Annotated in this window: 14 protein-coding genes and 1 pseudogene; 6 read left to right on the top strand and 9 right to left on the bottom strand. The window is 66.5% G+C overall.

The window, feature by feature from the left end:
* The first annotated feature begins 78 nt into the window (after positions 1-78).
* A complete protein-coding gene (locus tag AB4Y35_RS41310) occupies positions 79-1158 on the top strand; it encodes a zinc-binding dehydrogenase (RefSeq protein WP_368708755.1) in 1080 nt (359 codons plus the stop codon).
* 75 nt (positions 1159-1233) lie between these two features.
* Here the strand turns inward: AB4Y35_RS41310 and AB4Y35_RS41305 are convergent, their stop codons facing one another.
* A complete protein-coding gene (locus AB4Y35_RS41305; RefSeq protein ID WP_069261789.1) occupies positions 1234-2529 on the bottom strand; it encodes an aspartate carbamoyltransferase in 1296 nt (431 codons plus the stop codon).
* Positions 2530-2639: 110 nt separating this feature from the next.
* Between AB4Y35_RS41305 and AB4Y35_RS41300 the strand changes: the two genes are divergently transcribed.
* Together AB4Y35_RS41300 and dapA are read left to right on the top strand one after the other, a co-directional pair.
* The gene (locus tag AB4Y35_RS41300) at positions 2640-2843 is read left to right on the top strand and encodes a hypothetical protein (protein ID WP_368708754.1); all 204 of its coding nucleotides are present in this window, start codon (positions 2640-2642) and stop codon (positions 2841-2843) included.
* Between the two features lie 137 nt (positions 2844-2980).
* Positions 2981-3835, top strand: coding sequence for a 4-hydroxy-tetrahydrodipicolinate synthase (dapA, locus tag AB4Y35_RS41295; protein ID WP_368708753.1), 855 nt, complete (start codon positions 2981-2983; stop codon positions 3833-3835).
* A 199-nt stretch (positions 3836-4034) separates the two neighbouring features.
* Here dapA and AB4Y35_RS41290 read toward each other — a convergent pair.
* From AB4Y35_RS41290 to AB4Y35_RS41265, 6 genes and pseudogenes are all read right to left on the bottom strand, one after another.
* Positions 4035-4265 (bottom strand): annotated as a pseudogene (locus tag AB4Y35_RS41290) (DUF2866 domain-containing protein); the annotation flags it as partial.
* 264 nt (positions 4266-4529) lie between these two features.
* Positions 4530-4730, bottom strand: coding sequence for a DUF3562 domain-containing protein (locus AB4Y35_RS41285; RefSeq protein WP_028202533.1), 201 nt, complete (start codon positions 4728-4730; stop codon positions 4530-4532).
* 269 nt (positions 4731-4999) lie between these two features.
* Positions 5000-6061, bottom strand: coding sequence for an alkene reductase (locus AB4Y35_RS41280; RefSeq protein ID WP_368708752.1), 1062 nt, complete (start codon positions 6059-6061; stop codon positions 5000-5002).
* Between the two features lie 102 nt (positions 6062-6163).
* Positions 6164-6487, bottom strand: coding sequence for an ArsR/SmtB family transcription factor (locus AB4Y35_RS41275; protein ID WP_368688449.1), 324 nt, complete (start codon positions 6485-6487; stop codon positions 6164-6166).
* A gap of 232 nt (positions 6488-6719) precedes the next feature.
* Positions 6720-8000, bottom strand: a complete 1281-nt coding sequence (locus tag AB4Y35_RS41270; protein WP_368708751.1) for an MFS transporter — start codon at positions 7998-8000, stop codon at positions 6720-6722.
* 26 nt (positions 8001-8026) lie between these two features.
* Positions 8027-9481 carry a M20 family metallopeptidase gene (locus AB4Y35_RS41265; protein WP_368708750.1) on the bottom strand — a complete coding sequence of 485 codons (1455 nt, stop codon included), beginning with the start codon at positions 9479-9481 and terminating at the stop codon, positions 8027-8029.
* A 134-nt stretch (positions 9482-9615) separates the two neighbouring features.
* Here AB4Y35_RS41265 and AB4Y35_RS41260 point away from each other — a divergent pair, with 134 nt between their 5' ends.
* Positions 9616-10515 carry a LysR family transcriptional regulator gene (locus AB4Y35_RS41260; protein ID WP_368708749.1) on the top strand — a complete coding sequence of 300 codons (900 nt, stop codon included), beginning with the start codon at positions 9616-9618 and terminating at the stop codon, positions 10513-10515.
* 12 nt (positions 10516-10527) lie between these two features.
* On the opposite strand, the gene AB4Y35_RS41255 is transcribed toward AB4Y35_RS41260, so the two are convergent.
* Positions 10528-11109 (bottom strand): cytochrome b, encoded by a 582-nt coding sequence (locus tag AB4Y35_RS41255; protein WP_368708748.1) that lies wholly within the window; start codon positions 11107-11109, stop codon positions 10528-10530.
* 352 nt (positions 11110-11461) lie between these two features.
* On the opposite strand from AB4Y35_RS41255, the gene AB4Y35_RS41250 reads away from it, so the two are divergent.
* Both AB4Y35_RS41250 and AB4Y35_RS41245 read left to right on the top strand, forming a co-directional pair.
* A complete protein-coding gene (locus AB4Y35_RS41250; RefSeq protein ID WP_368708747.1) occupies positions 11462-12853 on the top strand; it encodes a methyl-accepting chemotaxis protein in 1392 nt (463 codons plus the stop codon).
* Between the two features lie 145 nt (positions 12854-12998).
* Complete coding sequence (locus AB4Y35_RS41245) at positions 12999-13433, top strand: hypothetical protein (RefSeq protein ID WP_069261799.1); 435 nt, start codon at positions 12999-13001, stop codon at positions 13431-13433.
* A 203-nt stretch (positions 13434-13636) separates the two neighbouring features.
* Here the strand turns inward: AB4Y35_RS41245 and AB4Y35_RS41240 are convergent, their stop codons facing one another.
* Complete coding sequence (locus AB4Y35_RS41240) at positions 13637-14323, bottom strand: NADPH-dependent F420 reductase (RefSeq protein ID WP_368708746.1); 687 nt, start codon at positions 14321-14323, stop codon at positions 13637-13639.
* Positions 14324-14383: the final 60 nt, after the last annotated feature.

The raw sequence follows: 14383 nt of genomic DNA, 5'->3' as shown, positions 1-14383 counted from the left end.
GCAATTGATTTCAAGAATACGTCTCGCTCGCCTAGAGTTCAATCCGTCAGATCCACACCCTTTCCACTAGGAGAAGCCATGAAAGCCTGGATGCTCGATCAACCCGGCCAGCCGCTCGCGCTGCGCGACGTGCCGCAACCCGAACCGCGCCGCGGCGCGCTGCTGGTGGGCGTGGAGGCCGTGCCGCTCCTGGGCTATACGCGCCAGTACGTGCAGGGCAAGCTGCCCTACGGCTACCCGCAGGGGCCGTTTTCGCCGGGCACCAACGGCATCGGCCGGGTGCTCGCGGTCGGCGCAGGCGTGTACGGCTATCGCGTCGGCCAACGCGTGGCGCTGAGCCCCTACTGGATCGCCGACGAGGCGCTGCGCGAGCCCGCCCAGGCGCTGCTCGGGCTCACGGCGATCAGCCCCGACAGCGCGCCCATGCTCGGCGATTTTCCGCACGGCACGCTGCGCGAGGCGGTCGAGTTTCCAGCCTCGACGGTGTTCCCGCTCGACGGACTCGATCACGTGCCCTCGGCGCAGCTCGCGGCGCTCGGCAAGCTCGTGGTGCCGTTCGGCGGCTTGCGCCGCGGCCGGCTCGCGGCAGGCGAAACCGTGGTGGTGAACGGCGCGGCCGGCGCGTTCGGCTCGGCGGCCGTGCTCGATGCGCTCGCGCTCGGCGCGGGCCGTGTGGTGGCGCTCGGTCGGCGCGCCGCGGCACTGGCGCCGCTCGCGAAGCTCGGCGGCGGGCGCGTGGTCACCGTCGCTCTCAGCGGCGAAATGGCGCGCGACGTGGAGATCATCCGCGCCGCTGCGAACGGCGGCGCCGATCTCGCCTTCGACATGGTGGGCCACGCCACCGACCCGGGCGCCACGCTCGCCGCGCTGCGCAGCCTGCGCCGCAACGGCCGCATGGTGCTGATGGGCAGCATGGAGGTGGACTTGCCGATCAAGTATGGGGAAGTGCTCATCAACAACTGGGAGCTGATGGGCCACTTCATGTACAGCGGTGCGGACTACCGTGCGCTGATCGCGCTCGTGCAGTCCGGGCAATTGCCGCTCGATGCGATCGACGTGCAGCGCCACGCGTTCGATGCACTGGAGAGCGCGATCGACGCGGCGGAAAAAGCGCAAGGGCTGACCTGTGTGACGGTTTGCACGTCGCAAGGCGAGTGAGCACGCCATCAACAAATCGGCCCGCAAGCGCGACTCAACGCTTGCGGGCCGATGACGTTGCGAGTGCAACGAGGCTCAGTCGATGCCGTGGAACACGGCGTCGTCCGGGCCGAGGTACGCGGGCGGACGCCACACGGCGTCGCGCATCGAGTGCTGCACGAGATTTTCCACGCCCAGCAGCACCGCGAAAATCGCCATGCGCACCGGAATGCCGTTGTCGGTCTGGCGGAAGATCGCGAGGCGCGGATCGTGGTTCAGATCGGTCGAGAGATCGTTGGCGCCCGGGCGGCTATCGCGCGGCAGCGGGTGCATCACGAGCGTTTCGGCGCTGCAGCACTCGTCCATCGTTGCCTGGTTGATCTGGAATTCGGGCGTGTAGCCTTCGAACGACTCGTCGGCGAAGCGCTCCTTCTGGATGCGCGTGGCGTACACCACGTCCGCGCCGCGCAGACCCGCGCGCAGGTCGTGCGTTTGCTCGACCACATGGCCGTTGGTCGAGATCTTGTCGACGATGTATGCCGGCATTTCGAGCTGCGGCGGCGAAATGAGCGTGAACTTGATGCCGCGATAGAGCGCGAGCAGCTTCACGAGCGAGTGCACCGTGCGGCCGTACTTGAGGTCGCCCACGAGCGCGATGTGCGCGCCGTCGACGATCTTGCCCAGACGCGAGAACTCGCGCTGGATCGTGTAGAGGTCGAGCAGCGCCTGGCTCGGGTGCTCGCCGGGACCGTCGCCGCCATTGATCACGGGGATGTTCACGGCGCGCGCGAATTCGGCCACCGAGCCTTGATCAGGATGTCGAATCACCATCGCGTCCACGTAACCGGCCATCACGCGGCTCGTGTCGTAGATCGATTCGCCCTTGGCCATCGAGGAGAACGTGAAGCCGGTCGTGTCGCACACCGAACCGCCCAGACGGCAGAACGCGGCGCCGAAGCTCACACGCGTACGCGTGCTGGCCTCGAAGAACAGGTTGCCGAGCACCGCGCCTTCGAGCACGCGCGAGATTTTCCGGCGGCGCGCGATGGGCTGCATGATGTCGGCCACGCGGAACAGGGCCTCGACGGAGTCGCGCGAGAACTGGTCCACGGAAAGCAGTTGCGGCTTGCCCTCGAACTGCATCTGGCTCGCGAGCGAACGCGCCGAGTCTACGCTTTGCGTATAGTCTTCGCGCGGCTCGCCGTTGCCGACGATTTCCGAAACGAAGCGCTCGACGATCTCCGGCATGGCGCGCGATTCCTGCGACTCCTCGGGCAGCAGCCACGTGTCAAGCGCACGACGCGACACGCCGATGCGGCTCGCAAATGCGTCGCGGGTCATGTTCAGACGCCGCATGGCGTCACGGAGGAAGGCTTGTTGCGGAACGCTCATGCTGGCACCCGTGATTTCTGGTTAATGTACGCGGTGCGTATATTAGTTCGGTGGCGCGAGAAGTCAAGTTCTTTTGTCGGAGGAGCGCTCGAGAGACCCTGCGGGCACGAGTGAGCGCGTACCCTCGCGCAGCACGCCGCCTGCTGGCGCCTGCCCGCAACCGCGCGATCCCGGTTACACTGCGCGACATGCTACGTCACCCGCTCCGCCACGATCTGCCGAATTTCACCGCCGCCACGCGCGCGGTGTCGTCGCTCGCGCAGGCCGCATCGGTGTGGGTGAAAGCCAAAGCCAAAAAACAGCCGCTCATCTGACCGGAGTCTGCTGTTCCGTCAGATGTGCGACGGAACAGCCAGCCGAAGGCGCCCCGCCTTCCGCCTCACTCCCGGCTTGCTTCCCTCCTGCGCACCGCTGAACGGACCTTCCATACGGTCGAGTTCAAGGGAAAGTCATGTCAGAGTTTTCGGGTATCTGGATTCCGCTCATCACGCCGTTCAACGCCGGTGCAGTCGATCATGCTGCGCTCGACGCGCTCGTGCGCCACTACGTCGAGGCCGGCGTGGCCGGCTTCGTCGCGCTCGGCACGACCGGCGAGCCCGCCGCGCTGAGCGACGCGGAAGCGGACGACGTGCTCGTCACCGTGCTCGCGTCGGCGGCCGGCCTGCCGGTCGTGGCGGGCGTGAGCGGCAATCACACGGCGGCCGTCTGCGAGCGGATCGCGGCGCTCAACGAGCGGCCCGTCGCGGGCGTGCTGGCGGCTGCGCCTTACTACATCCGCCCATCGCAGGCGGGTGTGATCGGCCACTTCACCGCGCTCGCCGATGCGAGCCGCAAGCCGCTGATCGTCTACGACATCCCCGCGCGCACGGGCGTGCACATCGAGTTGCCGAGCCTGCTCGAACTCGCCGCGCACGAGCGCATCGTCGCGGTGAAGGACTGCGGCGGCTCGCTCGACAAGACGCTCGCGCTGATTCTCGACGGCCGTTTGCAGGTGCTTTGCGGCGAGGACATCGACATGTTCGGCGCGATGTGCGCGGGTGCGAGCGGGGCGATTGCGGCGTCGGCGCATTGGCGGCCGGAGCGCTTCGTGGGGATGGCGCGTGCGTTGCAGGAAGGGCGTCTCGCCGATGCGCGCGCGATCTGGCACACGCTGGTGCCGCTCGTGCGCGCCGCGTTCGCGGAGCCGAATCCGGGACCGGTGAAGGCGGGGCTGGCTGCGTGCGGGCGGATCCGCAATGAACTGCGCGCGCCGATGACGCGTGTGAGCGGTGAACTGGAGGCTTCGCTGGCGCGCCTCGTGATTTGACGCTGCCAGTGCGGGAAGCGCGCGTGGCGGGATGAGATGCCGGCGGTGGAAGTACAAAGTGCGGCTTGTGCCGCCGCGTGTGCGCCGCCCGGAAGCGGCGCGTCTAGCGCGCCGCGCGTGCGTTCGCGGCGCTGGACGCGCGGCGGCGGCGCGAGCGAGGGCGTTCGACTGCGGCGGGTTCGCCGTTCAGCAGAATGCGGCGGCCGGGCACGTGCTGCGCAACGAGGCGGGCGATATCGAGCGCCGTGCTTTCGGCGGGCACGACCTGGCGGCGGGCGCTGTCGTCGAGCGGCGTCGTCCATTCGACGAGCCGGTAAGCGCGGCCCCACGGATGCTGGAGCGGCGTGGAGACCCGGCACGACGCGACCGTCGAGGCGGCGCCGTCGCGCAGCAGGGACTGCAGGTGCACTAGTACATCGTCTTCAACCATGACCTCGCTCCTCCTACGCTTGCCGCGCAAAAAAACGCCGCCGATGTTCCGGCGGCTCAACAGGGGTTGAGCCTATGGTTGCAGCAAAGAATTAAACCAACCTTAAGAGAGGGGCTGGGGCGATGGCAGCCCGGGTGTGACCGGCGCGGCCAATGGATGGAGCGGCGCGAGCCCTATGCGGGCTTGCACCATGCAGGAAAATGCGGCGGGGTGGAGCGGCCGGCCTGCGTATGGCCGGCGCAAAGACAAGCTGACAGACGGCGATTAGTGCGGCTTCGTGCCATTTTGCCGCAGCGTCGCACGCGTCTTGCGGGCGGCGAAAAGCGGCAGATAGTCCTGGATGCGCGCTTGCGCTCGATATTCATTGAGCGTGTCGGCGTAGATGCGCGCGACCGTTTCCTCCGGCGTGTTGGTTTCTTCGGCGATGGTATGGACGATCTCGGAAGCATCGGCGGTCTTCGGCATGACTTGGCTCCGGTCAGCGAGGAGGGGTTGGCGGGGGTTTTCCATTCAAGGACATCCGGGCGCGGGATACCAATTGAATCCACCTATCGGGCAAAAAACGCCGCAAGCGGGTCGCAAGCGTGATCTGTCTGAGCTTTGGCGCCTGCTCGCGCAAGCGCTGTATTTTCAGGGCTTCCAGCGCAAAACGGCCACGGCGAGACAGAATGTCTGCGCCGTGGCCGCCTGATGGCATGCGGCCATGGGCCGCACGCGTTCTGCTTATGTCAGCTTTACGCCGCCGTTTCGAGCGACGGGTAGTCCGTGTAGCCCGTTTCGCCGCGCGCGTAATACGTCGACGGATTCGGCGCGTTGAGCGGCGCGTTCAGTTCGAAACGGCGCGGCAGGTCGGGGTTCGCGATGAAGAGCTGACCCCACGCGACCGCGTCGGCTTCGCCTGCCGCGAGCACGGCCTGCGCCGATTCCAGCGAGAACTTTTCGTTCGCGATGAACGGACCGCCGAATTCGGCCTTCAGCTGCGGCCCGAGACGGTTGTCGCCAAGCGATTCGCGCGCGAACAGGAACGCGATCTTGCGCTTGCCGAGCTCGCGCGCCACGTAACCGAACGTCGCCGCCGGATTCGAATCGCCCATCGTATGAGCGTCGCCGCGCGGCGCGATATGCACGCCCACGCGATCCGCGCCCCACACATCGATACACGCGTCGGTGATTTCGAGCAGCAGGCGCGCCCGATTTTCGATCGAGCCGCCATAGGCGTCCGTGCGCTGGTTGGTGCTGTCCTGCAGGAACTGGTCGAGCAGATAGCCGTTCGCGCCGTGAATTTCCACGCCGTCGAACCCGGCCGCCTTCGCGTTGACCGCGCCCTGGCGGAACGCGGCGATCACGCCGGCGATCTCTTCGGTTTCGAGCGCGCGCGGCGTGACGAAGCCGCGCTGCGGGCGCACGAGGCTCACGTTGCCTTGCGGCGCGATGGCGCTGGGCGCCACCGGCAGGTCGCCGTTCAGGAACACAGGGTCGGACACACGGCCGACGTGCCACAGCTGCAGGAAGATGCGGCCGCCCGCGGCATGCACCGCATCGGTCACGATCTTCCAGCCTGCCACTTGTTCCTGCGACCAGATGCCCGGCGTTTCGGCATAGCCGACGCCTTGCGGCGTCACCGAGGTCGCCTCGCTGATGATGAGGCCGGCCGTGGCGCGCTCGGCGTAGTACTTCGCCATGAGTTCGTTGGGCACGCGCACTTCACCTGCGCGTTGACGCGTGAGCGGGGCCATGATGATGCGGTTCGGCAGCGTGAGGTCGCCGATCTGGATGGGGTCGAAAAGCGTTGCCATGTGTAGGGTCACCTTGTCTGCGGGCGCGGCCCGCGGGCTGAAAAGCGATACGGGAATCGAAACGGACGATGCGTATTCAGCAGATGTTTCGTCGCTGAAGAATCACAACTGCGCGTTCATATGGGCGATAAACGCCTCGATGACCGGTTCGTTGCGCTTGAAGAACACCCACTGCCCCACGCGTTTGGACGTGACGAGCCCGGCCTTCTGCAACACGGCCAGATGCGCGGACACCGTGGATTGCGAAAGCTCGCAATGCGCGTCGATCTTGCCCGCGCAAACGCCGTTTTCGAGCGGCAGCTCCTGGTCGCCGAAATGCACCTGCGGCTCGCGCAGGCACGCAAGAATCTCGCGGCGCACCGGATTGGAGAGCGCCTTGCAGATCGCGTCGACGTCTAGAGCTGGAGTGGTAGGGGAATGCTTCATCGCGGCTGCATCGTAACTGTCCGAATCATATATCGTGATTCTACGATATGGGCGATGACACTGATTTCAATAGGGTTGTCGGTACATCGTGCGTTCCCTCCCCGCTTTTGCGTGGTCTCGCGCTATGCAAAACACCGGGAAGCAATGCTTGGGAGCCGGTTAATTCGCGGGCCAGAGCCCGGTGCATCGTGGGGGTGCGCTGCGGCGTTGGCGGCGCACCCGCTCGCTCGATCTACGCCGTCGCCCGCTGCGCAACCGTGGCCGCAACTCGTACGCGGCTCACATACGCCAGCGCGGACAAACTGATCATGGCGGTCGCGATCAGCCAGTAGCTCGGCGCGCTCTTGTCGCCGCTGGCGCTCAGCATCCACGTGACGATGGCCGGGGTGAAGCCGCCGAATACGGTCACGCCGATGTTGTAGCCGATCGACATGCCGGTGGCGCGCGTCGCGGCCGGAAAGATCTCGGCCATGAGCGCGGGCAGGGCGCCGAAATAGATCGACTTGAGGAGCGCGAGCCACGCGATCAGTACGAAGAGCGGCACCGCACTCTCATGGCTGGTTGCCCAGGCGAAGCCGGGGTAGGCGCTCGCGAGAAAGAGCAGCGCCACACAGGTCATCTGCGTGCGCCGCCCGATGCGGTCGGACAGATGCCCCGCGAACGGCGTGACGACGGTGAGAATCACGCCGCCCGCCATCGTCGCCGCGAAGCCGGTAGCCGCCGGCAGATGCAGCTGGCGGATCGCGAACGTGGGAATGTACTGCAGCAGATAGTTGACCGCCGTCGACACGGTCAGCAGGCCGATCGCCGTGAGCACGAGCCGCTTTTGCTGGCCCAGTACTTCGCGCACGGGCGTTTCGGTGCGCGCGGCGCGCTTGAAGTCCTCGGCGTCTTCAATGAAGCGGCGCAGATAGAGGCCCACCGGACCAATCAGCAATCCGAAGAAAAACGGCAGACGCCAGCCCCAGGCCGCGAGGTCGGCGGGCGCCATGAGGCGGGCGAGACCATAGCCGAACGAGGCCGCGAGCAGCGTGGCGAGGCCTTGCGTGGCGAACTGCCAGCTCGCGAGAAAACCGCGCCGGTGCGGCGCATGCTCGATCAGCATGGCCGTGGACGCACCGAACTCGCCGCCCGCCGAAAAGCCCTGGATGAGCCGCGCGGCGAACACCGCGAGCGGCGCGGCGAGTCCTATCGACGCGTAGTCGGGAATCAGCGCGATGATCGCCGTGCCGACCATCATGAGGCTGACCGAGAGCATCAGCGCGGCCTTGCGTCCGCTGCGGTCGGCATAGGCGCCGAGCACCGCGCCGCCGAGCGGCCGCACGAGATACGACGCGCCGAAGGTGCCGAACGTGAGCAGCATCGAAACGGTCTCGTTGACCGCCGGAAAGAAGTGCTTGCCGATGTACACCGCGAAGAACCCGTAAATGGCGATGTCGAACCATTCGAGCGCGTTGCCGGCGGAGGTGGCGATGACGAGCCTCACAAGGCTCACGGGTTGTTTGGCGGACATGGCGGCAGGCACCTTTATCTGGGTCGTCAGGCGAGGGCGTCGGTGGGTTGCGTCGCGCGTGCTTGCGCTTGCGCCGATGCGCGGCTTGCGGCGAGACGCGCGGCGTCGTCGCCGAGGTCCCACCAGAGTCCGGCCATCACGGCGAGCGCCTCGCGCGCGACGGAGCCGAGCAGGTGTTCGTTCGGCGCGTGCTGCGCGCAGGCCGGATACGAGTGCGGGACCCAGAGCGTCGGCAGGCCGAGCGTGTATGCGAATACGTCGTTCGGCACCGTGCCGCCGAGGTTCGGCAACAGCGCCGGCTTCTTGCCAGTCGATGCGCGCAGCGAATCGAGCGCCCAATGCACCCAGGCGTCGTCGGGGTCGAGCCGCGTCGCGGCGGACGTCTGCATGACACGTACCTGCACGTCGTCAAAGCCAAGCCGCGCGAAGTGCGCTTCGAGATGCTCGCCTACACGCGCGGCGTCGGTGCCCACCACGAAGCGCAGCTGGCAGGTGGCCTTGGCCGTGGGCGGGATCGCGTTGACGGGCGCATCGGGGTTGCCGGTCTTGAACGCGAGCACTTCGAGCGTGTTCCAGGCGATCACGCGCTCGGTGGGCGTAAGGCCTGGCTCGCCCCACTCGGGATCGATCGCGGGGGCGTCTTCGTCGCCGCCGAGCACGATGTCGGCAAGCGCTTCGCGCACGCTCGCGGGCACGGGCGGCGGACGCAGCCCGTCCACGGCAATGGCGCCGCGCCGGTCGACGAGGCTCGCGATCGCGTGCGACAGCACGATGGCCGGATTGCGCAGCGCGCCGCCCCAGTTGCCCGAGTGATGCGCGCCACGGCGCAGATCGACGAGCAATTCGAACGTCACCCCGCCGCGCGAGCCGAGGAACAGCGTGGGGCGTTCGGCCAGCACGCGCGGGCCATCGGAGGCGATGAACACGTCCGCCGCGAGCGCGTCGCGATGGGCGGCGCAAACAGCGTCGAGGCCCGGCGAGCCGATTTCCTCACCGGTTTCGAAGATCAGCTTCACGTTGTAGCCGAGCTTGCCGCCGCGCGCGTCCAGCACCGCGGCGAGCGCGGCGAAGTTCACGGAGTGCTGGCCCTTGTTGTCGGCGGTGCCGCGGCCATACCAGCGGTCGCCTTCGACGGTGACGGTCCAGGGCGCGAGACCCTCACGCCACTGGTCGTCGTAGCCGCGCACGACGTCGCCGTGGCCGTAGGTCAGCACACCCGGAAGCGCGGGGTCTTCGATGCGCTCGGCGATCAGAAACGGCGCGCGTGCGCCAGCGGGATTCTCGATCACGCGGCACGTGAAGCCGAGCGGCGTGAGGGAGGGCATGACCTCGTCGGCGAGATAGGCGACGAGCGCGCGGGCCTGCTCGGGATTCTGGCTCTCGGTGCGAAAACCCACGCGGCGCTGGAGGTCGGCGAAGAAAGCGCCGGAATCATAGACGCGCACGGCGCGGTCGATGGCGGTTTGTCGGGTCTCGTTCAAAAGGGCTCCTCTCATGCCTGGGTGCGGGGAATGAAAGCAGTCTAGGAACGTCAAAAATTCGCAACAATTTCAAAATTTGCGGATAGCATTGCCGAAATGGCAACGCACCAGGTGCCCACTGGACGGAAAAACCGATGCTTCATGGAATCGCCTTGCGCTACTTCGTCGAGGTCGCGCGCACGGGGTCGCTGGCCGCAGCCTCCGAGAACCTGCACGTCGCCGTTTCGGCGATCAGCCGTCAGATCAGCAAGCTGGAGGAGGACGTGGGGACGGCGCTCTTCGAGCGCATGCCGCGGGGGATGGTGCTGACCGAATCGGGCGAGCGGCTGGCCGAGCACGCGCGGCGCGCGCTGCTGGAGGGCGACGCGGTGCTCGCCGAGATCGCCACGGCCAAGGCGCTCGGGCACGGCATCGTCCGCATCGGCTGCACGGAGGGCTTTACGCGCTCGTTTCTGCCCCACGTGCTCGCGCAGCATCACGCCGTCGCGCCGCACGTGCATTTCAATCTGCGCTCGGGTACGCCTTCGCAGGTCGAGCAGTGGGTGGCCACGGGCGAGGCGGACCTGGGGCTGGCGTTTTCGAGCGGAGACCCCGCGAAGGTCTACGTGCAGTACAGCGCACAGGCGCCGGTCTGCGCGCTGCTCGATCCGGGGCATCCGCTGGCGCAGCGCGACTCGCTCACGCTCGCGGACCTGCGCGACTTTCCCGTCGCGCTGCTCGAACGCGGCAACACGGCGCGCCAGCTATTCGACGAATGCTGCGCGCGGCACGGCATCAAGCTCGAGCCCATTCTCACGAGCAACAATTCAAGCGCGCTGCACGCGTTCGCTGCGCTGGCGGGCGCGATCACGCTTGGCAGCCGGCTCTCGCTTTCGGGCCTCGCGGACGATCTTTCGCTGGTGGCGAAACGCTTCGACGAACCGACGCTCAACCAGCGCAACCTGTGTGTGATGACGATGCGAGACCGGCGGCTTTCGCGCCCCATCGAGGGGGTGCTGGGGGCGCTGATCGCCGCGATCGAACGTGCGTTGTGATGTGACGGCGTGTCAGCGTTTGCCCGCGCGCCCCGTCATGCGTCCCAGGATGTCCACGCGCTGCACCAGTTGATGGTAAATCACCGCAAGCACGTGCCCGGCGATCAGTGCGTACGTCAGGTACGCCAGCCAATAGTGGATTTTCGAGCCGAGATGGCCGAGCGCCTTGTCGACCGGCACGACGGCGGGCACCTGATATAGCCAGAACCAGTTCACCGGATGGCCGCCGCCATACGAGTTGATATATCCACTGATCGGCATGGCGAAGAGAATCAGATACAGCAAGCCATGACCGATATGCGCGAGCTTCTGCTCGAACGCCGGAATGCGTTGCGGCAGCGGCGGCGCATTGCCCGCAAGCCGTGTCACCACGCGGATCAGCGTGAGCAACAGGACGGTCAGGCCAATCGATTTGTGAAAATTCACCCAACTGCCGTGCGACGGGTCATGACGGTCCATCGTCGTCATGTACCACGCCACCGGGATCACCACGAACATGCATAGCGCGGTCAGCCAATGCAGCACGCGTAGCGTCAAGCCGTAGGTGGGACGTGCGAACGACAACGCAGAAACGGAGTGCGGGCTTCGGGACATGGTAAAGGCCTTTTCGCGGTCGAATAAGCCAAGCCTGCCATAAAAACGGCTCCGCGGAACATCCGCGGCCAATGCAGTTTTGTTAGGTCCCGTTACAACGGCTGGCACCAAAATGACATTGGATGATAAGTCAACAATAATTCTTCAATGGATTTCCCTTATCTAGCTGCCGGTTGATCTGCCGATAAATGCGGAATGTGATTCGACCTGTCCATTTCACTATGGCGATAAGTTGCATTGTCAATCAGGAGTCGGGAATTCCATGTCCAGCAATTTCGCAGAAGCCCCGTTTGGCGAGGCGTGCCCCCAAGCCAATGCCGCTCGCCGGGGAGCGGCCGTTGAAAGCCCGCTCATGAACGCGCGCAAACGAGCCGACAGGGCTTGCGCGCTGGTCAACTGGATTCTTCTGGCGGGCGCCTTGGGGATCGGTTGGCATTTCGACGCGCTCATGCCCGTGCTCGTCGTCGGATTGCCGCTGGCGCTCGTGTCCACCCTGCTCGCACTTGCCCTGCCGGGGCACAAGATCACCAGGATGGGTTCCGCGCTCACCTTCATGGGCGGCGCGGCCCTCTTGATCGACGTGGGAGGCGGGCAGGACGAGTTTCACTTCGTCGTGTTCATCCTGCTCTCGCTGCTGCTCGCCTATCGCGACGTGCAGGTCGTGCTGCTTGCTACCGGCTTCATCTCCGTCCAGCAACTCGCATTCAACTATTTTCAGGCGTGGGGCTGGCCGGTCAGGGTCTTTTCGCAAACGGGCTTCGATGTCGTGGCCCAGCACTGGGCGTTTCTCTGGCTGCAAACCTTGTTCATTGCGGCGATTTCGGCGCGCCAGGAACGCGACGCGAACATCGCGGGCGAACTCGCGGCCATGTCGGAGGGGATCGGCCAGGCTTCGGGCTACATCACGCTGAGCGAGCAGGCGAGCCGGCCCGCGAGCGACGTGGCCGGCGCCTTCCACGCCACGCTTGCGGCCGTGCGCAAGACGCTGCTGCAGGTGCGCGACAGCGTGAGTGAAGTTTCGGAGTCCGTAGCGGGAACCAGCGCGCGTAACGCTGTCCTTTCGGAGCGGACCGGGCAGCAGCGCCGTTCGCTTGAAAGCATGGTCGCGGCGATGGAGCAGCTCAAGCAAAGCGTGCACGAGAGCGTGGATCACGCAATGGCGGCCAGCGCGCTGGCGGGATCCGCGAGCGAGGTCGCGACCCAGGGGCGCGGGGCGATCAAGGCAGTGATCGAGACGATGGGCGACATTTATCGCTCGTGCGAACGCATCACCGACATCATCGGCGTGATCGACGGCATCGCGTTCCAGACCAACATTCTCGCGCTCAACGCTTCGGTCGAGGCCGCGCGCGCGGGCGATCAGGGGCGCGGCTTCGGGGTGGTGGCGGAGGAGGTCCGCACGCTGGCCCAGCGCAGCGCCTCGGCGGCGAAGGAGATCCGGGCGCTGATCGGCGAGTCGGTCGAGCGCGCCCGCACGGGCAATGGTCTCGTCGAAAGCGCGGGCAACACGGTGGGCGAGGTGCTCGAAAGCGTCACGCGCCTGTCGGCCATCGTTCACGAAATGGCGACGGCCACCGGCGCGCAGCGCGCAGGCATCGACCAGATGGGCGAGAACATCGCCGGCATCGATGCGGCGATACGCGAGAACGCAGCGCATGTCGCCGACACGGTCGAACAGGTCAGGCAGCAGCATCGCCAGACGGAGCTGCTCGCCAGCGCGGTCAAGGTGTTCAGGCTGGATTGAGGGGCATCACGACGCGTTTTCGGGGCGCGACCCCGAGGCAGACCATTTTGTTACACCTCTTACGGGGCTTGGCCTGTGGCGTTACAAAGCCCTTTCACGTTGGCCGCTATACTCGGTTCCGTCTCAAAAACGTAAGAGAACAACTATGTCGAAGAAAATCATCCAGATGGTTGCCGTTGCCGCGCTGACTGCTGCGGCCTCGCTGCCGGCGCTCGCCGGCGATATGAACAACGCACTGGGTGGCGCGCTCGGCGGCGTCGCCGGCGCGGCTTTGGGCGGCGCCGTGGGCGGCAGCACCGGCGCGGTGATCGGCGGCGCGGTGGGCGGCGGCGCAGGTGGCGCGGTCACCTCGAACCGTCGCGAGCGCACGGGCGCCATCATCGGCGGCGCGCTCGGCGGCGGCGCTGGCACGGCGGCGGGCAACGCCATGGGCGGCCGTACGGGCGGCCTGATCGGCGCGGCCGTGGGCGGCGGCGCAGGCTCGGCGCTCGGCGGCAATGTCTCGCGTTCGAACTCGTATGCCGACGACTATTCGCGCGGCTATCACGGCAAGCACCACAAGCACCGTCACTACGACTAAGCACGGTTTGCCGGGCGCAACGGCAGCGCGCCGCTGCGCCTTGTCATTTCGCGCCGCCGCATCCGGCGGCGCTCGCCGGGCCGTTCTGGCCCGCGCGTAACTTCCTCCCTGCTTGAGTTAGACCTCATCCGAATGCCGAGGTCGCGACGGCTTCGTGCCGTTTGATTCGGTATGCCAGTCGATTTCCCCGGTATCGGTGAACCTCAATCCTGCCGCGCTTTGCGGCGCCATGAGCCGTGTGGCAGCTCCTTGTCGCGTTCGGCCGCGGCGAGTGCGGCGCGCAGCTGGGTGTGGTTCAGCGGAATGCAATAGGCCGGTTTCGCGCGCTCAAAGCGCCAGCTATCGGCAAGCGAACCCGCGTCGAGCACGTCGAAATCGAGCTGTGCGTGCAGCGCGGCCACGACAGCCTTCGCCGCTTCATCGTCTGCCGCGACGGGTAGCGCGCGCCGTCCGCCTTCGACAGCCGGACGCTCTTCGCGCGGCAGGTCGTACGCAAGAATCGCGCTGAAGGCCTTGACCACCCGTGCGCCATCCAGTTGCCGCGCAACGCGCTCGCTCGTCGCCTCGCGGTGTTCGTCGAACGCCGCAATGGCGCCGTCGCGCGCCGGATAGTAATTCATGGTGTCGATGACGACTTTGCCGGCGAGCGTTTGGACCGGTATCTCGCCGAGCGCGGCCAGCGGCAGTGCCGCGATCACGATCTCTCCGAACGCCGCGGCTTGCTCCAGCGAGCCGATCCTGCAGCCCAGCGCCGCCGCCTCTGCCGCGCGCGCCTTCGGATCGCGCGACGAGAGCATCACTTCATGCCCCGCCTGCGCGAGCAGTTTGCCCAGTGTCGAGCCGATCTCGCCCGCGCCGAGAATGCCGACAGCCAATCGATGTTCGTTCATGGGAAGCCCCGTGGTTTGCAATGGAGACTCCAGCGTAGCGCCGAAACTCCCATGCGATAA

Origin of the sequence: Paraburkholderia sp. EG286A, assembly GCF_040965375.1 — a bacterium.
In the GTDB taxonomy this organism is placed as follows: domain Bacteria; phylum Pseudomonadota; class Gammaproteobacteria; order Burkholderiales; family Burkholderiaceae; genus Paraburkholderia.
This window is presented reverse-complemented; position numbering and strand designations above follow the sequence as displayed.